General features: G+C 22.1%; 26 protein-coding genes and 5 tRNA genes. 12 read left to right on the top strand and 19 right to left on the bottom strand.

Annotation, left to right across the window (positions count from 1 at the left end; translation table 11 throughout):
• Positions 1–308: 308 nt before the first annotated feature.
• The gene (gene yihA / locus BUCISPPA3004_RS01390; RefSeq protein WP_154048952.1) at positions 309–911 is read left to right on the top strand and encodes a ribosome biogenesis GTP-binding protein YihA/YsxC; all 603 of its coding nucleotides are present in this window, start codon (positions 309–311) and stop codon (positions 909–911) included.
• Here yihA and polA read toward each other — a convergent pair.
• The 3 genes from polA to BUCISPPA3004_RS01375 form a co-directional block, all read right to left on the bottom strand.
• Positions 894–3584 carry a DNA polymerase I gene (gene polA / locus BUCISPPA3004_RS01385; protein WP_154048951.1) on the bottom strand — a complete coding sequence of 897 codons (2691 nt, stop codon included), beginning with the start codon at positions 3582–3584 and terminating at the stop codon, positions 894–896. The genes yihA and polA overlap by 18 nt on opposite strands.
• A gap of 408 nt (positions 3585–3992) precedes the next feature.
• The gene (gene eno / locus BUCISPPA3004_RS01380; protein ID WP_154048950.1) at positions 3993–5300 is read right to left on the bottom strand and encodes a phosphopyruvate hydratase; all 1308 of its coding nucleotides are present in this window, start codon (positions 5298–5300) and stop codon (positions 3993–3995) included.
• Positions 5301–5639: 339 nt separating this feature from the next.
• Positions 5640–7301: a glutamine--tRNA ligase/YqeY domain fusion protein gene (locus tag BUCISPPA3004_RS01375; protein ID WP_154048949.1), complete on the bottom strand. Its 1662-nt coding sequence runs from the start codon at positions 7299–7301 to the stop codon at positions 5640–5642.
• 185 nt (positions 7302–7486) lie between these two features.
• Between BUCISPPA3004_RS01375 and BUCISPPA3004_RS01370 the strand changes: the two genes are divergently transcribed.
• The 5 genes from BUCISPPA3004_RS01370 (at position 7487) to zapA (ending at position 9020) form a co-directional block, all read left to right on the top strand.
• Positions 7487–7560: transfer RNA gene (locus BUCISPPA3004_RS01370), tRNA-Met, on the top strand.
• A 21-nt stretch (positions 7561–7581) separates the two neighbouring features.
• Positions 7582–7663 (top strand) — tRNA-Leu (locus BUCISPPA3004_RS01365).
• 40 nt (positions 7664–7703) lie between these two features.
• Positions 7704–7775 (top strand) — tRNA-Gln (locus tag BUCISPPA3004_RS01360).
• 208 nt (positions 7776–7983) lie between these two features.
• On the top strand, positions 7984–8640 hold the full coding sequence (gene rpiA, locus BUCISPPA3004_RS01355; RefSeq protein WP_154048948.1) for a ribose-5-phosphate isomerase RpiA: 657 nt from the start codon (positions 7984–7986) through the stop codon (positions 8638–8640).
• An 86-nt stretch (positions 8641–8726) separates the two neighbouring features.
• Positions 8727–9020, top strand: coding sequence for a cell division protein ZapA (zapA, locus tag BUCISPPA3004_RS01350; protein ID WP_154048947.1), 294 nt, complete (start codon positions 8727–8729; stop codon positions 9018–9020).
• Positions 9021–9082: 62 nt separating this feature from the next.
• On the opposite strand, the gene BUCISPPA3004_RS01345 is transcribed toward zapA, so the two are convergent.
• The 5 genes from BUCISPPA3004_RS01345 to alaS form a co-directional block, all read right to left on the bottom strand.
• Positions 9083–9799 carry a 16S rRNA (uracil(1498)-N(3))-methyltransferase gene (locus tag BUCISPPA3004_RS01345; protein WP_172598691.1) on the bottom strand — a complete coding sequence of 239 codons (717 nt, stop codon included), beginning with the start codon at positions 9797–9799 and terminating at the stop codon, positions 9083–9085.
• Positions 9800–9881: 82 nt separating this feature from the next.
• Positions 9882–9955, bottom strand: a tRNA-Arg gene (locus BUCISPPA3004_RS01340).
• Between the two features lie 16 nt (positions 9956–9971).
• Positions 9972–10058: transfer RNA gene (locus BUCISPPA3004_RS01335), tRNA-Ser, on the bottom strand.
• 222 nt (positions 10059–10280) lie between these two features.
• On the bottom strand, positions 10281–10472 hold the full coding sequence (gene csrA, locus BUCISPPA3004_RS01330) for a carbon storage regulator CsrA (RefSeq protein ID WP_154048945.1): 192 nt from the start codon (positions 10470–10472) through the stop codon (positions 10281–10283).
• Positions 10473–10583: 111 nt separating this feature from the next.
• Positions 10584–13238 carry an alanine--tRNA ligase gene (gene alaS / locus BUCISPPA3004_RS01325; RefSeq protein WP_154048944.1) on the bottom strand — a complete coding sequence of 885 codons (2655 nt, stop codon included), beginning with the start codon at positions 13236–13238 and terminating at the stop codon, positions 10584–10586.
• 219 nt (positions 13239–13457) lie between these two features.
• Here alaS and BUCISPPA3004_RS02100 point away from each other — a divergent pair, with 219 nt between their 5' ends.
• From BUCISPPA3004_RS02100 to BUCISPPA3004_RS01315, 3 genes are all read left to right on the top strand, one after another.
• Positions 13458–13655 carry a S4 domain-containing protein gene (locus tag BUCISPPA3004_RS02100; RefSeq protein WP_232036877.1) on the top strand — a complete coding sequence of 66 codons (198 nt, stop codon included), beginning with the start codon at positions 13458–13460 and terminating at the stop codon, positions 13653–13655.
• Positions 13637–14425, top strand: a complete 789-nt coding sequence (locus BUCISPPA3004_RS01320; protein WP_331866585.1) for an RluA family pseudouridine synthase — start codon at positions 13637–13639, stop codon at positions 14423–14425. Before BUCISPPA3004_RS02100 ends, BUCISPPA3004_RS01320 begins: the two co-directional genes overlap by 19 nt.
• A gap of 163 nt (positions 14426–14588) precedes the next feature.
• Positions 14589–14897 carry a helix-turn-helix domain-containing protein gene (locus BUCISPPA3004_RS01315; protein WP_154048943.1) on the top strand — a complete coding sequence of 103 codons (309 nt, stop codon included), beginning with the start codon at positions 14589–14591 and terminating at the stop codon, positions 14895–14897.
• Positions 14898–14929: 32 nt separating this feature from the next.
• Here the strand turns inward: BUCISPPA3004_RS01315 and aroQ are convergent, their stop codons facing one another.
• Positions 14930–15388, bottom strand: coding sequence for a type II 3-dehydroquinate dehydratase (gene aroQ, locus BUCISPPA3004_RS01310; RefSeq protein ID WP_154048942.1), 459 nt, complete (start codon positions 15386–15388; stop codon positions 14930–14932).
• Between the two features lie 202 nt (positions 15389–15590).
• Between aroQ and tldD the strand changes: the two genes are divergently transcribed.
• Positions 15591–17027 carry a metalloprotease TldD gene (gene tldD, locus BUCISPPA3004_RS01305; protein WP_154048941.1) on the top strand — a complete coding sequence of 479 codons (1437 nt, stop codon included), beginning with the start codon at positions 15591–15593 and terminating at the stop codon, positions 17025–17027.
• Positions 17028–17124: 97 nt separating this feature from the next.
• Here tldD and rplS read toward each other — a convergent pair whose 3' ends face one another.
• The 6 genes from rplS to BUCISPPA3004_RS01275 form a co-directional block, all read right to left on the bottom strand.
• Positions 17125–17472 (bottom strand): 50S ribosomal protein L19, encoded by a 348-nt coding sequence (gene rplS / locus BUCISPPA3004_RS01300; RefSeq protein WP_154048940.1) that lies wholly within the window; start codon positions 17470–17472, stop codon positions 17125–17127.
• Between the two features lie 92 nt (positions 17473–17564).
• The gene (trmD, locus tag BUCISPPA3004_RS01295; RefSeq protein WP_154048939.1) at positions 17565–18248 is read right to left on the bottom strand and encodes a tRNA (guanosine(37)-N1)-methyltransferase TrmD; all 684 of its coding nucleotides are present in this window, start codon (positions 18246–18248) and stop codon (positions 17565–17567) included.
• A gap of 26 nt (positions 18249–18274) precedes the next feature.
• Positions 18275–18778, bottom strand: a complete 504-nt coding sequence (rimM, locus tag BUCISPPA3004_RS01290; RefSeq protein ID WP_154048938.1) for a ribosome maturation factor RimM — start codon at positions 18776–18778, stop codon at positions 18275–18277.
• Positions 18775–19050, bottom strand: coding sequence for a 30S ribosomal protein S16 (rpsP, locus tag BUCISPPA3004_RS01285; protein WP_154048937.1), 276 nt, complete (start codon positions 19048–19050; stop codon positions 18775–18777). The genes rimM and rpsP overlap by 4 nt, the downstream gene beginning before the upstream one ends.
• Positions 19051–19128: 78 nt before the next feature.
• A complete protein-coding gene (locus BUCISPPA3004_RS01280; RefSeq protein ID WP_154048936.1) occupies positions 19129–20475 on the bottom strand; it encodes a signal recognition particle protein in 1347 nt (448 codons plus the stop codon).
• A gap of 85 nt (positions 20476–20560) precedes the next feature.
• Positions 20561–21715: a prephenate dehydratase domain-containing protein gene (locus BUCISPPA3004_RS01275; RefSeq protein WP_154048935.1), complete on the bottom strand. Its 1155-nt coding sequence runs from the start codon at positions 21713–21715 to the stop codon at positions 20561–20563.
• 155 nt (positions 21716–21870) lie between these two features.
• On the opposite strand from BUCISPPA3004_RS01275, the gene rplM reads away from it, so the two are divergent.
• Both rplM and rpsI read left to right on the top strand, forming a co-directional pair.
• Positions 21871–22299: a 50S ribosomal protein L13 gene (rplM, locus tag BUCISPPA3004_RS01270; protein ID WP_154048934.1), complete on the top strand. Its 429-nt coding sequence runs from the start codon at positions 21871–21873 to the stop codon at positions 22297–22299.
• A 27-nt stretch (positions 22300–22326) separates the two neighbouring features.
• Positions 22327–22719 carry a 30S ribosomal protein S9 gene (rpsI, locus tag BUCISPPA3004_RS01265; RefSeq protein WP_154048933.1) on the top strand — a complete coding sequence of 131 codons (393 nt, stop codon included), beginning with the start codon at positions 22327–22329 and terminating at the stop codon, positions 22717–22719.
• A 128-nt stretch (positions 22720–22847) separates the two neighbouring features.
• Here rpsI and cgtA read toward each other — a convergent pair whose 3' ends face one another.
• The 4 genes from cgtA to BUCISPPA3004_RS01245 form a co-directional block, all read right to left on the bottom strand.
• Entirely contained in the window at positions 22848–23873 is a 1026-nt protein-coding gene (cgtA, locus tag BUCISPPA3004_RS01260) for an Obg family GTPase CgtA (RefSeq protein WP_154048932.1), read from the bottom strand.
• A gap of 80 nt (positions 23874–23953) precedes the next feature.
• Positions 23954–24208: a 50S ribosomal protein L27 gene (rpmA, locus tag BUCISPPA3004_RS01255; RefSeq protein ID WP_154048931.1), complete on the bottom strand. Its 255-nt coding sequence runs from the start codon at positions 24206–24208 to the stop codon at positions 23954–23956.
• 9 nt (positions 24209–24217) lie between these two features.
• On the bottom strand, positions 24218–24544 hold the full coding sequence (rplU, locus tag BUCISPPA3004_RS01250) for a 50S ribosomal protein L21 (protein WP_154048930.1): 327 nt from the start codon (positions 24542–24544) through the stop codon (positions 24218–24220).
• Between the two features lie 576 nt (positions 24545–25120).
• On the bottom strand, positions 25121–25366 hold the full coding sequence (locus BUCISPPA3004_RS01245; protein WP_154048929.1) for a BolA/IbaG family iron-sulfur metabolism protein: 246 nt from the start codon (positions 25364–25366) through the stop codon (positions 25121–25123).
• Positions 25367–25656 lie beyond the last annotated feature (290 nt).

Genomic DNA, 25656 nt, shown 5'->3' with positions numbered 1-25656 from the left:
AAAAAATATTGTTTTTTATTATTAATGTAATTTTTAAAATTATTATTTATATGACTTTGTTTTATTTAAAATAATAACATGATATTATTTATAGATATTTAATACAAAATATTTTTTTTAACAAAACAGTAGTATTTATATACTATGTTAAATACATATGATGATATATTCTTAATTTTAATGTTTATAGTGTATAATTATATTTTTATTTTACAATATTTTTCTAATGTATGAATTATTATTTTTAAATTAATTATTTACATCTTGGTTATGGTATATCAATAAGGATACTGTTTATCGTGTATAATATGAAATTTGATAAAACATCTTTTTTAAAAAGCATTATTAATACTTGTGAATTAGAAGATTTTTCTGGAATAGAAATTGCAGTTTTAGGTTATTCTAATTCTGGAAAATCTAGTTTATTAAATGTATTAACTAATAATAAAAAATTAGCTAGAGTAAGTAAATTGCCAGGTAGAACTAAAACTATAAATGTTTTTAATATTACATCAAGTTTTAGAATAATAGATTTTCCAGGATATGGATATTCTACAATTAATTTATTAACTAAAAAATTACTCAGTAAAAGTCTATTATTTTATTTACGTAATAGATTATGTTTACGTGGTGTTATAATTTTATCCGATATTCGTTATTCCTTAAAATTATTGGATTTGAAAATTTTAAAAATTTTGCAGAAAAGATTAATTTCAATTTTATTTATTTTAACTAAAACTGATAAAGTTTCTAAACAAAAAAAAACAGTACAAATTTCACAAATTCGTAAAAAAATATCTATTTTAAATATGGACATTACTGTTTTAGGTTTTTCTAAATTTAATAAATTAGATATTTTAGTTGTTCGACATCATTTATCTTTATGGTACAATTTATTTAGGAACAGATAATATATAAGATTTCATTTCTTTCCAATTTTTTCCTATTTTAATAGATACATATAATGGAACTATTAATTTTGTACTATTTTCCATGTGATATTTAATTAAATAACTAAATTTAGATATTTTTTCTTCTTTTATTTCAAATATTAATTCATCATGTATTTGCATAATTATTTTGACATCATTTGGATATTTTTTTTGAAATATATGTTGTAATTTAATCATAGAAGTTTTAATTATATCTGAAGCAGTATTTTGTATAATTACATTGATACAAAAACGTTTTGCGTTATTTTTTAATTTTTTATTTTTTGAATTAATATTAGGAATATATATTTTTCTTCCAAATAATGTTTTTACATACTTTTTTTTTTTAGCAAAATTATATGTATATTTGATATATTCTTTAATTGTTTTATATGTTAAAAAATAGTTTTTTATATACTCTCTAGCTTCATAAATAGGAATATTTAATTTACGAGATAGTCCAAAAGAACTAATTCCATATAATATTGAAAAATTTACAATTTTAGCAGTATTTCTATGATAAGATTTTATTTTATTGTCATTAATATTAAATATATGTTTAGCAGAATTATAATGTATATCTTGAGTATATGATAAATCTTTTATCATATTTTTATCATTTGAATAATGTGCCATGATTCTTAATTCAATATGAGAATAATCTGCTGTTAATAATAACCATTTTTTTTTTGCAACAAATGCTATTCGAAGTTTTCTTCCTATTTTGGTTTTAATTGGAATGTTTTGTAAATTAGGATCACTAGAAGATAATCGACCAGTTGATGTTGAGTTCTGATGATATGTGGTATGAATTCTTTTTGTTTTTGTATTTATTGATTGAATTAATTTTTTTAAATAAGTATTTTTTAATTTTTTCAATATTCTATATTGTAGGATAATTTTGGGTAATTTATGAATTTTAGATAGTTCCGTGAGAACTGTTTCATCAGTAGAAATATTACCATTTTTTGTTTTTTTAAAGTATGGAAAATTATATTTTTTAAATAAAATTTTTTGTAATTGTTTAGGAGAATTAATATTGAATTTTTCTTGAGTTATATAATATATTTTTTTTTCAAGTTTTAATGATGTATTATTGATTTTTTTTTTTTGTTTTTCTAATATTTTTTTTTTTATTAATACACCAGTATATTCCATATTAGATAATACTTGTATTAAAGGTATGTCAATAGATTTAAATGGTTTTTTAGAGTTTATAATTAAATATTTTATATTCTGAAAATATTTTTTTATTGGATTTAAAGATTTTTGAATAACGTTAAAAATTATTTTTTTTGAATCAAAAAATTTTTTCTTGTTTATGTATTTTTTTAAGGTTTTTTTTTTACATTTTTTTATATTATTACTTAACTGATAATAATATAATGCAATTGATGTATCAAAATATATTCCTGTTAATGTAATATCAAATTTTTTCAAAATATGAAAAATTTTTTTTAAATTAGTACCAATTTTATGATAATTTTCGTTTTCTAGAATGAACTTTAGTTTTTTTAAAATTATATTTGGAGTTAATATGTATTTATTGTTTTTTTTTTGATCATGAATATACCACCATGTTGTATAGTTAGTAACTGATATGGAGATATAAAAAAAAAATTTTTTTTCTTTATTTATGTAAAAATCTATTGCAATAGAAAATATTTTTTTTTGAATAATGATATTTATCATTTTTGATATAACATCAGTATTTACTATTTTAATTTGTATATTTTTGTTTTTTTTTTTGTGATATTTATCAAGAATAGGAAATTGGTTTTCATATATTTGTTTAATGTACTTATTTAATTGATAATATTTAAAATATTTTAATAATAAAGGTATATCTGTGTTATTTTTTTTTAAATATGATGATATATTTTTTATATAAATATTTTGATCTATTTTAGTAAGACGGTACGATAGAAAAGCTTTTTTTTTGTTTTTTTTTAAACTGCTTGTAATATTTTTTATGTTTCTTATTGGTAGATAAGCAACATAGTTTATATTTTTATATATATCTGATATAGAGGAAAAATTTTTTAAAAGTACAGCAGCTGTTTTTTTTCCTATGCCGGGAACGCCGGGAATATTATCAGAAGAATCACCTGTTAATCCTAAAAAATCTGCTATGTATTTTGCATGTACCCCATATTTTTTGTATACATGCTTTTCATTTAATACTTCTGTAATAAAATTTCCTGGGATAATAGATACTTTTTTATTTACTAACTGTGTTAAATCTTTATCTGCACTGTATATAAACACATAATATTTTTTTTTTGTAAATTTCTTAGATAAACTACCAATAATATCATCAGCTTCAACATTTTTTATATTGATCACTGGAATCCCTAGAGATTGAATGATTTTTTTTAGAGGTCTTATTTGTTTTTTTAAGTTACTAGGCATTGGTTTTCTGTGTGTTTTATATTTATTGTATAATTGATGTCGAAATGTTGTTTTTGGAGTATCAAAAATGATTACGATGTTTTTGGGATTAAATGTTTCTATTAATTTATTAAATATTTTAATACATCCATACAATATTCCAGTTGAATCTCCATTTTTATTTTTTAATTTTAAATAAGAAAAATATGTTTGATATAAACAATAGTTTCCATCAATTAATATAGTTATTTTTTTTGTCATTTTTTTGCTGTACTTATAGTTATACAAATCATTAATTAAGAATATTGAAATATATAATACTAGAATTTTTTTTAAAAATAATGATTATTTTTTATTATTAAAATAATAAAATTTATAATTTTTTTTGTGTAAATTTTTATTATGTTTTTGAAAACTATTTTTTTGTAAAAAACCGTGCAGTAGAGTACTTTTTTTATTAACTTAATTAATGATTTATTTGTATATAAAATATAAAATAAAAATAATTTAGTTATATTATATTATAATATTGCGGTATATAAATATATAAATTGTATTTTTAAAATATTATATATATTTTTATACATATTAATATCTATTGTTAATAGGGGTTACACCCCTATTTTATAAACAACAATATATATTGTATATTCTAGATTATATATAATTTTAGTTATATGGATTGAATATGTTCAATTTTTCTTTCGGTAGTTTACTATCAAGTTCCATAAACTCTTCTATTCTGATTAATCTATTATATTTTGCTGTTCTATCCGATCTACACATGGAACCTGTTTTTATTTGTCCTGCAGATGTACCGACAGATAAATCAGCAATACTGGTATCTTCTGTTTCTCCAGATCGATGAGATATAATAACGGAGTATTTATTTTTTTTAGCTAAACGAATAGTTTCTAAAGTTTCTGTTAAGGTTCCTATTTGATTTAATTTGACTAAAATTGCGTTTGCAGCTTTATTTTTTATTCCATAACTTAAAATTTTTTTATTTGTAACAAATAAATCGTCTCCTACTAGTTGTATAGTTTTTCCTAAAACTTTTGTTTGATGTATAAAACCTTTCCAATCATTTTCATGTAACCCATCTTCTATTGATAAAATAGGATACTTTTTAGTTAATTTTTGAAGGTAATGAGTAAATTCTTGTGAATTAAATGTTTTTTTTTCATTTTTTAACTTGTATTTTTGTGTTTTTTTATCAAACAGTTCTGATGCAGCACAATCTATAGCAAAAACTACATCTTCTCCTAATTTGTAATTTGCTTTTTCTACAGCTAAACTCATCATAGATAATGCTTCTTCATTAGACTGTAAATTAGGAGCATAACCTCCTTCATCTCCCACGCAAGTTGTATATCCTTTATTTTTTAATATCATACCTAATTTATGAAATACTTCGGATCCTATACGAATAGCTTGTTTAATATTAACAGCTCCTATTGGTTGTATCATAAATTCTTGAAGATCAATATTGTTGTTGGCATGCATACCTCCATTAATGATATTGATCATAGGAAGAGGTAAGGAAAATTTATTTTTTGATTTATTAATTTCAGCAATATAAGAATAAAATGGCATTCTATTTTCTGCAGCAACAGATTTTGCGAGTGCTAATGATACTGATAAAATTGCATTTGCACCAAATTTTGACTTGTTAGGCGTACCGTCTAAATGTATTAGATAATTATCTATTTTTTTTTGTTCCTCAGCCTCTTTACCTAACAAACTTCTTCTTATTTCTGTATTCACACACTGTATTGCTTTTTGCACTCCCTTACCAAAAAAACGTTTCAAATCTCCGTCTCTTAATTCTAAAGCTTCTTTAGAACCAGTAGATGCTCCGGAGGGAGCAGAAGCTAATCCAATATGTCCGCTAGTTAAATGCACTTCAGTTTCAATAGTTGGATGTCCGCGTGAATCTAATATTTCGCGAGCAAATATTTTTTTTATTTTTGACATTTTATTATTCCATATGCGTAAATTTTTTATAAAAATATAAAATTAATTATTATTTTATCAATACTTTTATATATAAATAAAACTATTAGACAGTTATTATGATTTGATTCTAAAATTTTTATGTTTATATAATATATAATAGTTACATATATTATTTTAAAAAATAGTATTTTTATTTATATCAATATTAGTGATAAGTTAATTATTAATATTGATATATATTTTTTATTGTTAATTTTATAAGAAAAACAAATGATTCTTATTACATGAATTAATATTTTAGTATTATAAATTTTATAAAATATAAATAAATATTTAATAAATTTAAACAAATAAAATTTAATGTATTAGTTTTTTATATTTATTTTTTAACGATACAATTCTATTAAATACTAAAATATTACATTTATTTTTTTTTTTTAATTTTAAAAAATATCCTATTCTTTCAAATTGGTAAGCATGTTGAATGTTTTCATTATCCATTATAGATTCAGTATATCCTAGTTTAATTATACATGAATTAGGATTATACAATTGAATAATGTTTTTTTCTTTTTCTGGATTTTTAGATGTAAATAATACATCAAATAATTTGAATTGAGTTTTAGTAGAATTTTTCTTAGATACCCAGTGAATTATATTATATTTTTTTTCTAATGAAATATTTTTTTTTTTTTTATTTAAGTAATAAGTACATAAAATGCATAAAATATCATTGTTTTTATTTTTTATAATTTGATTTGCCCGTATAGTGTATGCATATTTTAATCGAATTTTTTGTCCTAACACTAATCCTTTGTAGCCTGTAACAGGTCTTTTACGAAAATCTTCTTTTTCAATATATATTTCTCTGGAAAATAAAATTTTTCTGTAACCCATGTCTTTTCTATGAGGATGATTTGGAACGTCTAAGTATTCTGTATAATTATGATCAATATTTGTTATAATTAATTTAATAGGGTTAATAACAGCCATCCTTCTAGGAGAAGAATAATTAAGATCTTTTCGTATACACGATTCTAATAGAGATAATTCTGTTAGACTTTGTTGTCTGGTAACCCCTACTTTCTGACAAAATGTTTTAATAGAATTGTTAGTATATCCTCTTTTTCGTAAACCCGATAGTGTACTTAGTCTTGGATCTTTCCATCCGCTTACTAGTTTAAGATCTATTAATTTTTGTATTTTTCTTTTAGATAAAATTGTATATTCTAAATTTAATTTAGAAAATTCATATTGTCTTGGAGGTATTTTATTAAAATTTAATTTTTCTAGTATCCATATATATAATTGACGATTATCTAAAAATTCCAATGTACATAAAGAGTGTGTAATTCCTTCTAAAGCATCTGCAATACAGTGTGCAAAATCATACATGGGATAAATACACCATTTTTTTTCTGTTTGATGATGTTTAGAAAAAATGATTCTATACAGAACAGGATCACGTAATATAATATATGATGATTTCATATCTATTTTTGCTCGTAAGCACATGGATCCTTCTGGAAACATTCCGTTTTTCATTTTTTTAAATAACATTAAATTTTGTTTAACAGTTCGGTTGCGAAAAGGACTATTTTTTCCATTTTTTTTTAATGTTCCTCTATATTTTTTTATATCTTTTACATTTAATTCGTCTACATATGCTACTTTTTTTTTTATTAACTGAATTGCATATTGGTATAATTGATTAAAGTAATTTGAAGTATATGTTGTTTTTTTATACCAATCAAAACCCAACCATTTTATATCCTTTTTAATTGCTTGAATGTATTTTTCATTTTCTTTTCTAGGATTTGTATCATCAAATCTAAGATTACATGTACCATTGTATTTATTAGCGATATTATTGTTTAAACATATAGATTTCGCATGTCCTATATGTAAGTAACCATTAGGTTCTGGTGGAAATCGTGTTTTTATTTTTCTTTTAGGATTTTTCAAAATTGAATATTTTACAATTTTATTAATGAAATTATTGTTATTTGTATGTTTCATTATTAAACTATTCCATATATATTTTATGTATAATGATTTTTATTGTATTTTACTTGATGTTTTTTTTAAACGTCATATTTGTTAAAAAAAGTTATTTTTTTATAAAATAATTTTTATAAATTTTTATTGTAAAAAACATTTTATTTGTGTAAAATTAACATTTAAATATTAGTTTTTATTATTCCGGCTATGTAGCTCAGTCGGTTAGAGCGCAGCACTCATAACGCTGAGGTCACGAGTTCGATTCTCGTTATAGCCATAAAAATTATATATATATTAAGCGGAAGTGGCGAAAATGGTAGACGCACCAGATTTAGGTTCTGGCGCTGAAAAGTTTGCGAGTTCAAATCTCGCCTTCCGCATAATTATAATAGTATTAAAAATTTTTATTAATGTGAATTTTGGGGTATAGCCAAGAGGTTACGGCACCGGTTTTTGATACCGGCATCCCTGGTTCGAATCCAGGTACCCCAGATAAATATTATTTATACAATAATTATATGAAAATACTTTTTTAATGATTATTTTTATATCAAAATGTACATATACATTGTATTATTATTTTAATAATTAATGAAATGATTAAATTTTGTTATTATTATGATTATAATTGATTTATCTAAAAAAAACATTATAACATTTTATTTTTGATAAATAATTTTTAATGTATTATGGAGAACATATGTTTGATACGTTAAAAAAATCTGTAGCTATATCTGCAATAAATTATGTACCAAAAAATTCTATCATTGGAATTGGATCAGGATCTACAATAAATTTTTTTATTAAAGAGTTATCAACCATTTCTAGTTATATTCGAGGAGTTGTACCCAGTTCTTCTATGTCAGAAGATTTACTAAAACAATTTAATATACCGATTGTTGATTTAAATACACTTACATCACTTGATATTTATATTGATAGTGCAGATCAAATAAATCATTCTTTAGAAATGATAAAAGGTGGTGGAGGAGCTTTAACTAGAGAAAAAATTATAGCTTCTGTTTCAAAAAAATTTTTGTGTATAGTAGATAAATCAAAATATGTAAAAAAATTTGATAATTTTCCTATTCCTGTGGAAGTAATTCCTATTTCATTAAATAGTGTATCCAGAGAGGTAGTAAAATTAGGTGGAATACCTAAATATAGAAAAAATTTTATTACAGATAATGGTAATTATGTTATTGATATGTATGATTTATGTACAAACAACTCTATTTATTTAGAAAAATATATAAATAATATACCTGGAGTTGTATCTGTAGGATTATTTTGTGTAAGAAAAGCAGATTTAGTTTTAGTTAGTTATTCTAATAGAATAGATAAAATATCTTTATAATACGTATGTATTTATGCTTGATTTTAAAATAGATTATTAGATAATATTATATATTTTTTAAACTGATTATTCATAGAGAATTATTTATGTCATTAAAATCTATTGATATAGAAGTTTTTGGTCGGTTTATACGTGTTAATTGTCCCGATAAAAATTCTTCAGATTTATACTACCTAGCAAATATTTTGAATAAACGATTGGAAGATTTAAAAGAAAAAACAGGTGTTTCTAATATAGAACAATTAATTTTTATTACTGCTTTAAATATTTGTTACGAACTAGAAATAGAAAAACATAAATCTGTTCATTGTATTAAACATATAAAATCTCGAATGTTGGTTTTGAACGAAATGATTGATTCTTCTTTAAATTCTAAATAGATATTTTTAATTATATTATTGTATGTGTTAATCATTAACAGTATATATATTTTATATATATTTTATATGTCTCCTAAGTGTATTTGTAATGCAGTTATTGCTACAATACTTGCTGTTTCAGTTCGTAATATTCTAGGTCCTAATGATATTTTTAAAAAATTTTTTTCTTTTGCACATTTTTTTTCATATCCATGAAATCCTTTTTCTGAACCTATTAATATAAAAATATTTTTGTATTGATTAGGGATGCTGTAAATTTTATTTTTAGCTTTAGGATCAAAAATAATTTTGGTAGATTGTGGGGTTATGCCATCACACCATTGATGTATTGTAGATGGTGTGTTTAATTTTGGTACAACATTTCTAAGAGATTGAGTACATGCAGAAATAATTATCTTTTTCCAATGACATATTTTTTTAGATATTGATTTCTCAGAATTTTTTTTTTTGGATATTATAGGAGTAATGGTATTAATACCTAGTTCTACTGATTTTTCAATTGTTATATTCATTTTTTTAGATACACATTGTCCTAAATGAATTTTTATTGGAGATTCTTTATTATCTAGTTGTGTACTTATAATTTTTATTAAAATATTTTTGTTTTTTATGTCTAATATTTTGGAGATAAATATATAATTAGTGTTATTAAATAAATGTATTATGTCACCTATACGTAATCTAATTACATTTATACAAAAATGTACCATGTTTTTTTTTAATTTAATAATTGTGTCAATTTTTATTGATTTATTAAAATAAATTCTAGGAATATACAAAATATAAAATCCTATTTTATATAAAACAAAACATAAATTAAGGTATTAATTAATTATTATTTATATACAAAAATATTGTTCATGCATCCGGAAGGATTTGAACCTTCAACCTCTCGGTTCGTAGCCGAGTGCTCTATCCAACTAAGCTACGGATGCATATATGATATTCTTGTGGTGAGAGAGGGATTTGAACCCTCGATGCAAATTAATACATACTCCTTTAGCAGGGGAGCGCCTTAAACCACTCGGCCATCTCACCAATGTATTAAATATATAAAAAATATATATGACTATATTACTTTTTTTATAAAATAAGTCAAATGAAATTTTATTATCAAATTCAATATTTATTTTTTGTTAATTTTTTCAATAAGATGATTTTTATTGTAAAAGTAATATTTTTGTTAAAAAATTAAACTGTTTTTTAATAAGTAAAAATATTTTTACTGTATTTTGAATATTCACAAAATACAGTAAGTGTTTATTTTTTGTTTTTTTCACACGAATTTTTTTCTAGCTGAATTTTTTTATATATTTCTTCTCTATGTACAGATATTTTTTTAGGAGCATTAATTCCTACGCGAATTTGATTTCCTTTAATTCCTAAAATTGTTACAGTTATTTCATCGCCGATCATTAACGTTTCGCCAATTCGACGAGTTAAAATAAGCATTTCTTTCGTTCCTTTTGAGAAACAAAATATATATTTTGTTTTTTTAAACATATTAAAATAAATAAAATAATATATATATTATTCATAGATTTTTTTTCTATAACATAAGTATTATTTATGTATATTATTTTCGTGTATATATTTTATGATTTTTTTTTTCATTTTTTTTATTTTTTCAGATATAATGTTTGTATTTTTTAATTTTCCTTTAACAATATTTTTTTTTCCTCCACCTTTTCCAGATAATACAGAAAACATTATGTTCATAACATCTATTGCATTTATGTATTGAATAATATTGTCAGTAACACTAATTAAAAATCTTATTATTGAAGTATTTTTATTGATTAGTATAATAATAACGGATTCTTTTTTTTGTTTGATAGTATCAGATATATTTTTAAGCATTGTATATTTTAAATGGGATATATATGAAATTATTATTAATACATTATTAATATTGTATGCTTTTGATATTAAATTTTTAGATATTTGCGAAATATTTTGATTTATTAAGTCTTTTTTTTCTTTTTTTATATAACGAATTTTATTCACTAATTTTTTTATTGATTTATATATATCATTAGAATTATTTTTTAGTAAATATTGTATTTTTTTTTCTTTATTTGTTTTTTTTTGAATATACTGTATTACAGGTATACCCGTTATTGCAGTAATACGCTTTATTGAATTTCCAATATTTTTATATTTTATAATTTTAAAACATCCGATTTTTCCAGTAGACTCATGATGAGTTCCGTTGCATAATTCAATAGAAAAATTGTTAATACAGATCATACGGACGGTATTTTTATATTCTTTAGATGATAAATATATAGCATTGTATTTTTGTGCTCGAGAAAATGATGTAATAATAGCATGTATTTTGATATTTTTTTGAATTTTTTTATTTATTGTAATTTCTAATTTTTGAATGTCTCTTTCTGTAAGATTATCGTTATATATAAAATCGAATCGGAAGTATTCATTATTTATATAGGATCCTTTTTGAACTATATTTAATCCAAATTTTTTAATTAATGCAGCATGTAATAAGTGTGAAGCAGAATGATTAGATTGTATTCTTTTTCTTTTTTTAGTATCTATTTTTGCAACTATTTTTTCTCCTACGCGTAAAATACCTTTTTTAAGGTATCCTAGGTGTGCAGTAAAATTTCCATTTTTTTGTGTATTGTTAACTATAAACGTTCCTTTCTTATTGATTATTTTTCCTGAATCTCCTATTTGTCCGCTAGATTCACCATAAAAAGGTGTTATATTTAATACTAATATTCCTTCGCATTTTTCAGATAAAAATGAAACAGATTTATTTTTATAAATAATTTGAGTAATTTTAGATTTTTTTATATATTCATGATATCCGTCAAAAATAGATGTTTCAGTAATATGTATTAAACATGAACTATGTTTGTTTGTTTGTATATTTTTTTTTTTTTGTTGTTGTTTATTTAATTCTATAATTTGATTTAATTTTTGAAAATTAATAGATATTTTTTTTTTTTTACAAATATCTTTTGTAATTTCTATAGGTAATCCAAATGTTTCATATAAATAAAATATTTTTTTTTCACACAATCTTTTTGTTTGATTGATAACGATTTCTTTTTTTAATTTGTACATCCCTATTTTCAATACTTGAGAAAATTGTTTTTCTTCAGACAATAATATTTTTTTTATAACACTAATATTAGAAGAAATGTTAAAATCTGTATTTATTTGTGTCATATTTGTAATTATAAATTCGGATAATTTATAAAAAAAAGGTTTATGCAAGCCTATAAAATATCCATGACTTAATGCTCTTCTAATGATTCTTCTTAATACATAATTTCTTCCTTCATTTCCAGGTATTATATTTTCAGAAATTAGACAAGTTGCTGTTCGAATGTGATCTGCAATAATTCGCAATGAAATATAGTTATTTGATTTAATTTTTATAGTTTTTTTGATAGATTGTATTAGTTTTATAAAATTATCTGTTTCATAACTTGACGATACTTTCTGCAAAACTGCTGATATACGTTCTAAACCCATACCTGTATCTACTGAAGGAATAGGTAATTTTATTAGTTTTTTAGATTTGATTTGATTAAATTGCATGAAAACTAAATTCCAGATTTCTACACAATATTTTTTTAGTTCATTGTAATTTTTGATTGTTTTTTTTTCTTTATTTTTTTTTCTTGTATCGTAAAAAATTTCAGTACATGGACCACATGGACCTGAATTACCCATTTTCCAAAAATTATTGGAATGATATTCTATGTTATTTTTGTCATATATTGTGATTAAATGATTAGATTGAATTTTTATTTTATTTAACCAAATATTTTTTGTTTCAATGTCTTTGTAGTAATATGTAATCCATATTTTTTTTTTTGATATGTTTAACCAATTTTTATGAGTTAAAAATTCCCACGCATATATAATAGATGTTTCTTTAAAATATTCTCCAAAACTAAAGTTTCCCAGCATTTCAAATAATGTATGGTGGTATGGTTCATATCCTACTTTATTGAAATCATTATGTTTTCCTCCTGTTCGAATACAATATTGAGCACTAGTATATGATGATTTTTGGTTTCTTTTATGTCCTAAGTATATTTCTTTAAATTGATTCATTCCAGCATTTGTAAACAATAAAGTGTTATCGTTTTTAGGTATTAAAGAACTGCTTTTAATAATAGTATGGTTTTTTTCTTTAAAAAATTGTAAAAATAAAGATCGTATTTTATCAGTTTTCATATAATTTTTTCCTACAGGTGTTTATTAAAATAAAGAATATAGTTATCTTATATAAATAAAAATATTTGATTTTTTTAATTTATTAAAATAAAATTTTATGTGTAAAAGTAATTTTTTAATTATCTTTTGAACATAAAAATATCTAAATTTAATGTTTTTTATGTTAAAATGTAATAGTTATTTTTTATTTTTAAAAATACAAAATTTAATGAGTATAATATGTCTTTTAACACAATAAAATTAAAATTTATATCTACTGTATCAAAATTACAGTCTTATAGATTGGATAAAATTTTAGTTCAAAAGTTTTTTCCGGTATCTCGTTCGCGTATAAAAAAATGGATTTTATTAGGATGTATATCTGTAAATGATGTGATTGTCACTGCTCCAAAAAAAAAATTTTTTTTAATGATGTAATTATTGTATGTGTCAATAATGAATTTAATCTCGTTAAAATAAAAAAAGAAAATATACCATTGGATATTATTTTTGAAGATTCTGAGATATTAATAATAAATAAACCATCTAATTTTGTTGTTCATTTAGGCTACGGAAATACATCTGGAACATTGTTAAATGCTTTAATTTTTCATTATAAACGTAATTCTAGTTTACCTAGAGCAGGTATAGTTCATAGATTAGACAAAAATACATCAGGTTTGTTAGTTGTAGCTAAAACAATTTTAGCATATAATTATTTAGTTAGTTTATTTAAAAACCGTAAAATAATTAAAGAATACGATGCTATTGTTATTGGAAGAATTAAACGAAACGGAAATATCAATTATCCAATTAAAAGAAATATTCATCGTCGAACCATTATGACAATTGGTAGCGGAGGAAAAAAAGCAATTACTCACTATAAAGTTATTACTAGATTCAGAAATTATACATATGTTCGTGTACAAATAAAAACGGGAAGAACGCATCAGATTAGAGTACATTTTTCTGCCATTGCTCATCCTATATTTGGAGATAGTATATATTCTAAAGGTATAAAACATAATTCACTGGGATTATCTAAGAAAACATGTAGGTTTTTGTGTAAATTTTCTAGACCATCTCTACATTCTAGAATGTTAAGTTTTATACATCCTATAACCAATGAATTAAAAACTTGGACGATTAGTCCTCCTTTAGATATGGTGCATCTACTTACATTATTATATTACGAAGATATGGTATAATAAATATGTATTTAGTCATACAATTATACCAATATAGTTTACAGTGATATACTTCATGTATTAAAAAAATATATTCATTACTAAATAAAACAGTTTAATGTTAATATTCCTGATCTTTTGATCATATTAAGAATATTTTTTATAAAATTAATTAAGTAAATATATGTTAAATAATAAAAGAAATTCTAGTTGTTTTTTTGTATCACATATCATTAATAAAGAAGTATTTAATACTCCTTTGATTAATTATATTACAATTGCCTTAAAAAATTATTTTTCAGTAGTTATTAAAAAAAATGATAATAATCTATATCAACGATTTTTATCTGAAATAGAAAAACCATTGTTTGATAATATCATGCAATATACTCGAGGTAATCAAACACAAGCCGCTTTAATTTTAGGAATTAATCGCGGAACGTTAAGAAAAAAACTTAATTTATATTATAAAAATAAAAAATTTAACAGATGAAAAATTTTATTTTATATATTTATAATTATTTTTTATACATCCTTGTTTATTAACATGTTTACAGATGTATTTAATGCACATATGTATCCTTCAGTTCCAAATCCGGATATAATTCCACGTGATATATCTGATATCCAGGAATGTGAACGAAAGTTTTCTCTAGAAAAAATATTGGAAATATGAATTTCAAAAAATGGAATTTGTACTGCCAACAAAGCATCTCGAATAGATATGCTGGTATGAGCAAATGCACCAGGATTAATTAAAATAAACTGTATTTTTAGCAATTTGCTTTCATGTATTTTTTCTACTATTTCGTGCTCTGCATTAGATTGAAAATCATATAATTCAACGTTTAAAGTATCAGCTGTACTTTTTATTTTTTTTATAATTTCAGGCAATGTATCTGAACCATATATTTTTGTTTCTCGAGTTCCTAATAAATTTAAATTAGGTCCGTTTATTAATAATATTTTTAATTTTTGATTCATATTTAATCTCATTTTATATAAATTTAGTAAAAATAACAATAATATTTACAATATAATAGCATTTAATAATAATTAATAATAATAATTATTATCATATTTTAAATAAAAATATAAATAATGTACTTATAAATATATTTAAAAGATTGTCATCAAAATATTTTTATAAAATTAAATTGATATAAATATTAAGAGATTTCTAATAATGATAAATATTTTATTGAATAAATATAATCTTAAAAAACAAGATGTTTTTTTGTTGTTAGATAATATGTTAGAAAATAAAGTTGATTTTGGAGATATATATTTTCAATTAAAAGAACAAGAAGCATGGATTCTAGATAATAAAATTGTTAAACAAGGATCTTATTTTTATGATGAAGGTGTTGGAATACGAGCAGTAAAAGATATTTCTACTAGTTTTTCTTATACTAACTCTATTACGTTAAAAAATTTAATTTATTTTACTAATATGGTTTGTAATATGATTGTCAATACTAAAAATAATATTATAAAAAAACAATTATATTCAAATTTTAAAAGTATATATCCACAATTTAATCCCATTAATAATGATTATATTGAAAAAAAAATTTATATTTTAAATTATATTGATCAATTAGCTAGACAACAAGATAGTCGAGTTACTGATGTTTATGCTGCATTAACATGTGAATATGAAGAAATTATAATTGGATCTACTGATAACAGATCATTATCAAGTGATATTCGATCATTAATCCATATTACTATACAAGTAACGGTAGAGCACAATAATAGTAGAGAAAAAGGAACTAGTGGAGGAGGAGGTAGATTTAAAATTAATGAATTTTTTGAAAAAAAAACTAATAAAGGAACATTGATAGATACTTGGACTAAAGAAGCAGTTCGTATAGCACTTATTTCCTTATTTGCAAAATCATCACCATCTGGTTTATTTCCAGTGATCCTTGGTCCCGGATGGCCAGGAATTTTGTTTCATGAGGCAGTAGGACATGGATTAGAAGGAGATTTTATTCGAAAAAAAACCTCTGTATTTTCTAAAAAAAAAGGACATAGAGTTGCTTCTACTTTATGTACTATTGTAGATAATGGAACACTGTATAATAAAAGAGGTTCTATAAATATAGATGATGAAGGAGTGCCTGGTCAATATAATGTTTTAATTAAAGATGGAATTTTAGAATCTTTTTTACTGGATAAATTGAATGCACATATTATGAATAAAAAAAGTACAGGTAATGGTCGAAGAGAATCATATGCACATTTACCTATGCCTCGTATGACTAATACATATTTATTGGCTGGTAAGGATGCTCCTATTGATATTATAAATAGTGTTGATTATGGTATTTATGCTGTTAATTTTAGTGGAGGTCAGGTAGATATAACATCAGGAAATTTTGTTTTTTCTACTTCCGAAGCATATCTTATTAAAAAAGGTAAAACTATTTATCCTATAAAAGACGTTACATTAATTGGATCAGGAACAGAGGTAATGCAATCTATATCCATGGTAGGAGATAATTTATGTATAGACGACGGAGTAGGGAATTGTGTAAAAAATGGACAGAATATTCCAGTAAGTGTTGGTCAACCAACTATTAAAATAGATCAGTTAACAATTGGTGGAACGAGTTGAATATATAAAATATATATATTGTGCAGTCAATTTTGTATGCTGACTGCATGATTTATATGAAAATAAATTGTTGTTATGTATACATATAGTATTGTTATTAGTTTAAGCGTTCTTTAATTCGTGCAGACTTTCCTTTACGATATCGTAAATAATATAATTTTGATTTTTTCACCAATCCTTTTTTTACAACGTTTATTTCATGTATATTTGGTGAATGTATTAAGAATTTTCTTTCTACACCTTCACCGTTAGATATCTTTCGAACTGTAAATGAAGAATTGAGATTTCTATTTCTTTTTGCAATTACAATACCTTCAAATGACTGCAGGCGTTTTTTGTTACCTTCTAATATCCATGTTTTAATAACAATAGAATCACCTGAATTAAAATATGGAACTTGTTTTTTTTTATATTTATTTTCTAAAGTGTGAATATAATTGTTCATATTTTGAATATCTCATATAATTAGTGTGTAAAAATTTTATTTAGCTAGATTGTAATAATTTTTATTTTTATTATATTAATATTGTAGTAAGTTTATTTATTTATAAAGTTTGGTTTTTTTGTTAAAGTATTCTTGAATGATTTTTGTAATCTCCATTGTTTTATTTTTTTATGATTTCCTGATAATAGAATTTTAGGTACACTCATATTGTTTATTTTTTTTGGTCGTGTATAATGAGGACAATCTAATAAATTTTTAGAAAAAGTTTCATTTAATAAGGAATTTTTATTATTTAATACTCCTGGAAGTAATCGTGTAATGGTATCAATAAATATCATAGCTGGTAATTCTCCTCCGGTGAGAACATAATTACCTACAGACCACTCTTCATCTACTTGATTTCGTATAAATCGTTCATCAACACCCTGGTAGCGACCACAAATAAATATTAAGTGTTTTATGTTAAGAAAATGTTGAATGTTTTTGTGATTTAATAATTTTCCTTGTGGAGATAAGTAAATTACTACACTGTTTTTTTTGTGAATTTTTTTTATTTCTGTAACTGCGTTAAATAATGGTGCAAACATAATTAACATTCCAGGACCTCCACCGTAGATTTTATCATCTACTTTTTTTCTTTTCATTGTACTAAAATTTCTTAGATTAAAAATATTAATGCTAATTATTTTATTTTTAATAGCTCGATTAATGATTCCGTATTGAAATATGTTATCAAACATTTTAGGAAAAATTGTAACAATACTAAATTGCATCATTTTTGTCTTCTTAAATAAATCTATGTTTATTCACATAAATTCCAATTAATAATAATAATTTTATTTTGTATATCTATTTTTTTAATGATATTAGGTTGTATAAATGGAACATATATATTTTTATTTTTTTTAAAATTAAATATTTTTAAGATATTATAAACTTTATTATCTAATATTTGTTTTACTAAACCTATTATTTCTTTTTTTACATTAAAAATTTTACATAATAAAATGTTGTTCCAATAGTATTCATGTTTTTGTAATTTAGGTAATTTAGTAGACTTCATTAATATATTTTGGTTAGCTATAGAATGAGCCTGTGTTCTGTTATGTAAATTATCTATTTTTACTAAAAAGTGATTTGTGTGTTTTTTATATCTAATAATATTTTTTTTGTGAATGTATATATTTAATTTTTCTAATTTCCATGGAAAATAATAAAAAATATTTTCTTTTTTTTCTGTATATGAATGGATATGTATCCATCCTAAAATTCCATATGGATTTCCTATTTTTCCAATAATAATCATGATTTATACAAATTTTGTGTATGATATATGTTTTTTGTATGTTCTATTAATAATTTTTCAAATCGTGATGATTTTTGAGCTCCTTTTTTTATCCAAAAATCTACCCTATCAATGGATAAATTTATTTTTTTTTCATTTTTTTTAGCAAAGGGATTGAAATATCCAATACGTTCAATAAATTTTCCATTTCTAGCAGACCTTACATCAGATACTATAATTTGATAAAATGGTTTTTTTTTAGCTCCATGTCGCGCTAGTCTGATTTTTATCATATAATTTTTCTCTTATATTAAAAAAAGTTTATTTTAAATGTTTAGTTTATTTTTAAAGTATAACAAATATAATTTATATTATTTTATCAGATAATTTTTAATTTTTTCAAATATTTTGTTTTTTTTGTTTTTGTTGAGATTTTTTATGATATTTTTCATGTTTTCGAATTTCTTTAAATAAATATTAATTTCCTGTATAGTAATTCCAGAGCCTTTGGAAATTCTTTTTTTTCTAGAATATTTTATAATAGATGGTGTTTTTCTTTCTTTTTCAGTCATGGATTGAATCATAGCTTCAATTTTTATGAAAGATTCTTTATCAATATTATTTAACATAGAGTTATTGTTAATAATACTAATAGGTAATTTATGTATTAATGATTCAATGCCTCCTATTTTTTTGATTTGTTTAATTTGTACGAGAAAATCATTTAGATTAAAAGTATTTCCTTTTTTAGTAGTGTTTTTCATTAAATCTAGTTCTTTATCTTTAATTTTATTTTTAATATCATCTATTAAAGATAATACATCTCCCATACCCAAAATTCTTTTAGCAATTCTTTCGGGATGAAAAATTTGTAAATCATAAATCTTTTCTCCAACACCAATGTATTTAATTGGAATTTTTGTTAAAGCTCTTACTGATAATGCTACTCCTCCTCGTGTATCACTATCTAGTTTTGTCAATATAATTCCTGATAATGTAAATATTTTGTTGAATTTTTTAATTGCATTAACAGAATCTTGCCCGGCCATAGAATCTATAACAAACAATGTTTCATGTGGTTTGATATAATTTTGTACTTTTTCTATTTCTTTTATTTTTGAGTAGTTAGTATGTATTTGTCCGGCTGTATCTATTAATAGTACGTCATATTTTTTTTTCTTTGCTGTGAGCATTGCTAATTTAATTATTTCTATAATTTTTTGATTGCAGTTGGACTGAAAAAAATTAGCTTTAGTTTTTTGTATTAATCTTTTTAACTGTAGAATAGCTGCAGGTCTATATATATCGATAGAAACTACCAATATTTTTTTTTTATACTTTTTAGATAATAAATGAGCTAATTTAGCGGTACTTGTTGTTTTTCCAGATCCTGGTTGACCAATAATAGTACAAATAGTTAATTGATTTAATAAGAAATTAAATAAGTGACTTTTACTTCCCATTATTTTAGTTAATTCACGCAATACTATTTTTATTAAATTTTGACTAGGACTAAAATTTTTGTTTATGTATGCTTCTGATATTTTTGATTTTATTTTTTTTAAAAACATGTCCGCAATTATTAATGATACGTCTGCATCTAATAATGCTGATTTTATTTTACGCAAAGTTTCCTTAATTTTTTTTTCTTTTAAGTGACTCCGGTGAGAAATTTTTTCAAAAATATCAGTTATTTTTTTTGTTAGGTTATTAAACATAATAATAATAATTATCCTTATATCAGTAATATTTTAATGTAATAATATCAAAATTTATAGTTATAAAAAAAAATATTAAAATTGGTTAAAATAGTTTATTTATATTTTTTTCAACAGGATAACAGCCTAGAATTTTTATATTTTCTACATGCTTTTTTATGGTATGTAAAGCTTCTTGTATAATATTAGAAAAAAAATTTTCTATTATTTCTATTAGATATGTTTTTGTTGGGTTATTAATTATGTTTTTTTCTAAAATTATATTAGTAATTTCAATTTTTCTTGTTTGGAATATTTTTCTTATTTTTGTAATGTTTTCTTCTGTATTATTTAAAGTTATAAGGATGGTAGTTTTTACTGGAATTTTTTTTGTTATTTTTTTTTTTTTTTTAGAAATTAATATAAATCTAGTAATATTATTTTCTATATTGGAAATATTAGCCGCTATTTTTTGTAAATTATAGTAAGAACCACCTATAGAACTTCCAATTACAGCAGAGTTTTTTTTGTTTTCTGAAGAAAGTTTTTTCATACCTTCAGAAGTACTGTTAAAATATTTTTTTTTCCATTCTGGAAATTTTTCTAAAAATATACTACATTGTTTAAATGGTTGTATATGACTATATACATTTTTTATGTTATAGAAAAAACAATTTTTTACTGTAAACAAATGATGTTGAATTTTTGCATAAATTTCTTTAATTATATATATTTCATTTTGTTTTTTTAGTATCTCATATACTTCTGGAATAATTCCTGATATTCTATTTTCAAAAGGTAATAGTGCTACGTAACAACGACGATTATTTAAAGATTCAATGATGGAATTAAAATTAGTATGTTCATGTGCAAGAAAAAAATTTTTTTTGTTTTTAGATAAATTATTAAATACTTCGGATGAATATGAACCAACTGGACCTAAGTAAGCACAAAAATTTTTTTTGGAATTATTTTTTATTTTTTTTTTATGTTTTTTTTGAACAAGAATTGAATTATTAACAATTATTTCAAATATTTTTTGTATGAATTTTGGATTTATTTTATTTTTTTGACTTAGTTGATGTAAATTATTAAATAGTTCTATTTCACGATTTTTATCTCGAATATCAAGTTTATTATGTATTTTATTTTGTAAAATATTTATAGAGAGAGATTCTCGAAATGATAATAATTTGATTATTTTATGATCAACATTATTAATTTGATTTCTTAATAATTGTAATGTCTTTTTCTTGTCCATTCTATTAACTCTCGTTTAATTAGTTTAAAATGTTTAATTATAAATGAAATTATATAAATATTTATTGCATATATAAATAATATTTATAGTTTTTTTGCATATCAAATAAATAAATTTATTAATTTTTAAATTATATATTTAAGGTGAAATTTATTATGAAAAGTTTTTCAGCTAATTCGGATAAAATTATAAAATCTTGGTATTATGTTGACGGGACAAACAAAATATTAGGTCGCTTCGCAGCTAAAATATCTATGTTCTTGAGAGGAAAATATAAACCCGAATATACTCCTCATGTAGATACTGGTGATTATATCATAGTTATAAATGCATCAAAAATAATTGTTACAGGAAAAAAATCAATTAATAAATTTTATTATCATCATACTGGATATGTGGGTGGAATTAAGAAATATACTTTTCAGTATATGATGTTACATCATCCAGAAAGAATACTTGAAAGAGCTGTTAAAGGAATGTTACCAAAAGGTTCTCTTGGCAGATTGATTTTTAAAAAATTAAAGGTATTTCCATTGCACGAACATAATTTGAGTGCACAAAAACCAATTTTTTTAAATATTTAATATATATAAAACATTAGGATATATACAATGTCTGAATATATAAATTACGGTACAGGTCGCCGTAAGTCTTCTTCTGCACGTGTTTTTTTACGTAAAGGAAAAGGAAAAATTTGTATTAATAAACGTTCTTTAAAAGAATATTTTGGTCGAAAAACAGCGTGTATGATTGTTCAACAACCTTTAGCTTTGGTAAATATGTTGAATATATTTGATTTTTATATTACTGTCAAAGGTGGTGGAATATCTGGTCAGGCAGGAGCAATTCGTCAAGGTATTACTCGTGCATTGATACAATATGATAATACATTGCGAGGGGTATTACGTAAAGAAGGTTTTGTAACTCGTGATTCAAGAAAAGTTGAACGTAAAAAATATGGTTTTCGTAAATCTAGAAAAAAAACTCAATTTTCTAAAAGATAGTAATTTTTGTATAATAAAGAAATCCCGGTTTTTTTAATCCGGGTTTCTTTATAGTTAAAATTAAGATATACATAAAAATATATTTTTTTATGCTCTTTTATTATTTTTGTTTACAAAAAATGGATTTTTTAAAAATATTTATGTATGTTGTTTTTTTTATATAAATATCGAATAATATCTTTAGATAAATTTTTAATTCCGATGTTATCTTTAGCAGAAATAAAGTAACATTTTTGACAAGGGTGAATTTTTCTTTTTATATATTTTTTAATTTTATTGACGTTTTTTTTTGTTAAAATATCAATTTTATTAAAGATTAACCATCTCGGTATTTGAAATAGTGATTTATTAAAATTTTTAAGTTCTTGTAAGATAATGTATCTGATTTTATTGAGATTTTTTTTTTTTATGGTATTTATATCAATAATATGTAGTAGTAATTTACAACGAGATAAATGTTTTAAAAATTTTATTCCTAAGCCTACCCCTGATGACGCTCCTTGTATAATTCCAGGTATATCGGCAATAATAAAATTTTTTTTTTTTTTTTTAACTGTTCCCAATACTGGATGTAAAGTTGTAAATGGATAACTGTCTATTTTTGTTTTAGCATTAGACATCATGCTAGTTAAAGTAGATTTACCGGAATTAGGAAAACCTAATGTTCCAACATCTGCAATTAATAATAATTCTAATGAAATTAGTTTATTTTCGCCTAATGAACCTTTTGTATTTTTTTTAGGAGTTCGATTAGTAGATGATTTAAAACGAGTGTTTCCTAGACCATGCCAACCTCCTTTAGCAACAAGAATTTTTTGATTTTTATACTGTATATCAGCTACTATTTCATTAGTTTCAATATCTATAATTCTAGTTCCTAAAGGTACACGAATATATTTGTCCTCTCCTTTTTTTCCAGAACTATTTTTTTTAAATCCATTTTGTCCATTTTCCGCATGGAAAATTTTTTTAATACGATAATCAGTTAGTGAATTCATATTCAAATCAGATATTATCCAAATATTACCTCCATTACCTCCATCTCCTCCATCGGGACCTCCTTTAGGTATAAATTTTTCTCTTCTAAAACTAGTACATCCATGTCCCCCGTTTCCAGCGGATACATGAATTACAACTGAATCAACAAATTTCATGTTATATTTCTCTTTGACAGAATATTGTTTTAGTATAAAACATTTTTGTTGATTTAATTAAAATACATATTTTTATATTATTATTGTATTACATTTACATATGTTTTTTTTGGTAAACCTTTTTTTTCAAATTTTACTAATCCGCTTACAATAGAAAATAATGTGTGATCTTTACCACATTTTACATTATGTCCTGGATGAAATTTAGTTCCTCTTTGTTTGAGAATAATGTTTCCAGGATATACATGTTCACCTCCGAATCTCTTAATACCTAATCGTTTTGAATGAGAATCTCTTCCATTTCGAGAAGAACCACCTGCTTTTTTATGAGCCATTTTTATACCTTATAGTGTAGAATTTTTGTATGTTATATTTTTTATTTTAACATCTGTATAATATTGTCTGTGTCCTTGATTTTTTTTATAATGTTTACGGCGATTAAATTTTATAACTTTTATTTTTTTATGTCTTCCATGTCGATAGATTGATCCTTCTACATAAACATTGTTGAGTATAGGTTGTCCAATAGATATTTTGGTATTATCGGATAACAATATTATTTTTTCAAATATTATTTTTTTTCCAATATTTATATTGATTTTTTCTAATCTAATTATGTCACCAGATTTTACTTTATATTGTGTATTACGATCTAAAAATATAACATACATAATTTTTTCTCTAGATATTATATTACAGGTTAATAATGAAAAATTTTATTTATTAAAACATTCATCTTGATGTTTAATGTTTTTTATTTTTTATTTCAATAAAATGTAAAAATTAAAATGTATTTTTTAAAAATTAAATGATACTATTATTATATAAAAATTATGTAAATTTTTATATAATTTATATTATAAGGGTTAATTACATGTATATAATATATGAATTTAATGTGTATAGAAATTATTATTGTTAAAATATTTTTTATTAATGTTAATTAATATGAATATTTTTTATAATTTTAAGTATTTTTATTAAAAACATATTTAATATATAAATATATGTAAGTATATGATATATATTGTTATATGATAATATATTGATTTCTATACATAATACGATTATTAGATATATAGTTTTAATATTAAAAATAAAATATGATGTTTTATTAAAATTTTTTTATTTTTTTTGAATAAAATTAAATATTTTACTAAAAAATTTTTTATATTTTAAATAAATCATAACATAAATTTTTAAAATATATTTCATAAAAATTTTTATATGTATATATAATTTATTTTTTATTTTTTTTGTTTTTTATTCCATTCAGATATAGTATACGTTTGAATTTGTATTGCATGGATTTCTTTAGTTAAAAAATATGGCATTAATATTTTATATATAGATTTTTGTCTTTTTAACGAATTCATTCCGATAAACGAATCTCCTATAGCAGTAATTAAAACATGATTATTATGATTTAATATTAATACTTTTTTTAGGTTTAATTGATTTTTAATAGCGTATTGGATTTTATCTAACTGCATATTTATTACTCTATAGTTATATATTAGTTTATATAAAAATTAATTTTATTGATTTTTATATCCTTTATTTTTTAATTATATGATTAAATCATTTTTATTGATAAAAATATTTTTATATACAATATTTTTATTGATAATTTTAATTTTTGAAAAAATGTTTTTAAAGATATATTAAAAATTCTTTTTTTTATTTTTTATAATAAATTATTTTTCTATATTTTCTATGCTGTATTTTTTACAAAAATAATTTTTATTTATTAATAAATCTATTTAGAATAAATATATATAAT

The organism is Buchnera aphidicola (Cinara splendens), from assembly GCF_900698975.1.
In the GTDB taxonomy this organism is placed as follows: Bacteria; Pseudomonadota; Gammaproteobacteria; order Enterobacterales; family Enterobacteriaceae; genus Buchnera_F; species Buchnera_F aphidicola_AI.
The sequence above is the reverse complement of the archived record's forward strand: the minus strand, read 5'-3'. Positions and strand labels throughout refer to the sequence as shown.

Coding starts and splice junctions, on each gene's coding strand:
- yihA (WP_154048952.1), top strand. CDS start 309: ATGAAATTTGATAAAACATCTTTTTTAAAAAGCATTATTAATACTTGT.
- polA (WP_154048951.1), bottom strand. CDS start 3,584: ATGACAAAAAAAATAACTATATTAATTGATGGAAACTATTGTTTATAT.
- eno (WP_154048950.1), bottom strand. CDS start 5,300: ATGTCAAAAATAAAAAAAATATTTGCTCGCGAAATATTAGATTCACGC.
- BUCISPPA3004_RS01375 (WP_154048949.1), bottom strand. CDS start 7,301: ATGAAACATACAAATAACAATAATTTCATTAATAAAATTGTAAAATAT.
- rpiA (WP_154048948.1), top strand. CDS start 7,984: ATGTTTGATACGTTAAAAAAATCTGTAGCTATATCTGCAATAAATTAT.
- zapA (WP_154048947.1), top strand. CDS start 8,727: ATGTCATTAAAATCTATTGATATAGAAGTTTTTGGTCGGTTTATACGT.
- csrA (WP_154048945.1), bottom strand. CDS start 10,472: ATGCTTATTTTAACTCGTCGAATTGGCGAAACGTTAATGATCGGCGAT.
- alaS (WP_154048944.1), bottom strand. CDS start 13,238: ATGAAAACTGATAAAATACGATCTTTATTTTTACAATTTTTTAAAGAA.
- BUCISPPA3004_RS02100 (WP_232036877.1), top strand. CDS start 13,458: ATGTCTTTTAACACAATAAAATTAAAATTTATATCTACTGTATCAAAA.
- BUCISPPA3004_RS01315 (WP_154048943.1), top strand. CDS start 14,589: ATGTTAAATAATAAAAGAAATTCTAGTTGTTTTTTTGTATCACATATC.
- aroQ (WP_154048942.1), bottom strand. CDS start 15,388: ATGAATCAAAAATTAAAAATATTATTAATAAACGGACCTAATTTAAAT.
- tldD (WP_154048941.1), top strand. CDS start 15,591: ATGATAAATATTTTATTGAATAAATATAATCTTAAAAAACAAGATGTT.
- rplS (WP_154048940.1), bottom strand. CDS start 17,472: ATGAACAATTATATTCACACTTTAGAAAATAAATATAAAAAAAAACAA.
- trmD (WP_154048939.1), bottom strand. CDS start 18,248: ATGATGCAATTTAGTATTGTTACAATTTTTCCTAAAATGTTTGATAAC.
- rimM (WP_154048938.1), bottom strand. CDS start 18,778: ATGATTATTATTGGAAAAATAGGAAATCCATATGGAATTTTAGGATGG.
- rpsP (WP_154048937.1), bottom strand. CDS start 19,050: ATGATAAAAATCAGACTAGCGCGACATGGAGCTAAAAAAAAACCATTT.
- BUCISPPA3004_RS01280 (WP_154048936.1), bottom strand. CDS start 20,475: ATGTTTAATAACCTAACAAAAAAAATAACTGATATTTTTGAAAAAATT.
- BUCISPPA3004_RS01275 (WP_154048935.1), bottom strand. CDS start 21,715: ATGGACAAGAAAAAGACATTACAATTATTAAGAAATCAAATTAATAAT.
- rplM (WP_154048934.1), top strand. CDS start 21,871: ATGAAAAGTTTTTCAGCTAATTCGGATAAAATTATAAAATCTTGGTAT.
- rpsI (WP_154048933.1), top strand. CDS start 22,327: ATGTCTGAATATATAAATTACGGTACAGGTCGCCGTAAGTCTTCTTCT.
- cgtA (WP_154048932.1), bottom strand. CDS start 23,873: ATGAAATTTGTTGATTCAGTTGTAATTCATGTATCCGCTGGAAACGGG.
- rpmA (WP_154048931.1), bottom strand. CDS start 24,208: ATGGCTCATAAAAAAGCAGGTGGTTCTTCTCGAAATGGAAGAGATTCT.
- rplU (WP_154048930.1), bottom strand. CDS start 24,544: ATGTATGTTATATTTTTAGATCGTAATACACAATATAAAGTAAAATCT.
- BUCISPPA3004_RS01245 (WP_154048929.1), bottom strand. CDS start 25,366: ATGCAGTTAGATAAAATCCAATACGCTATTAAAAATCAATTAAACCTA.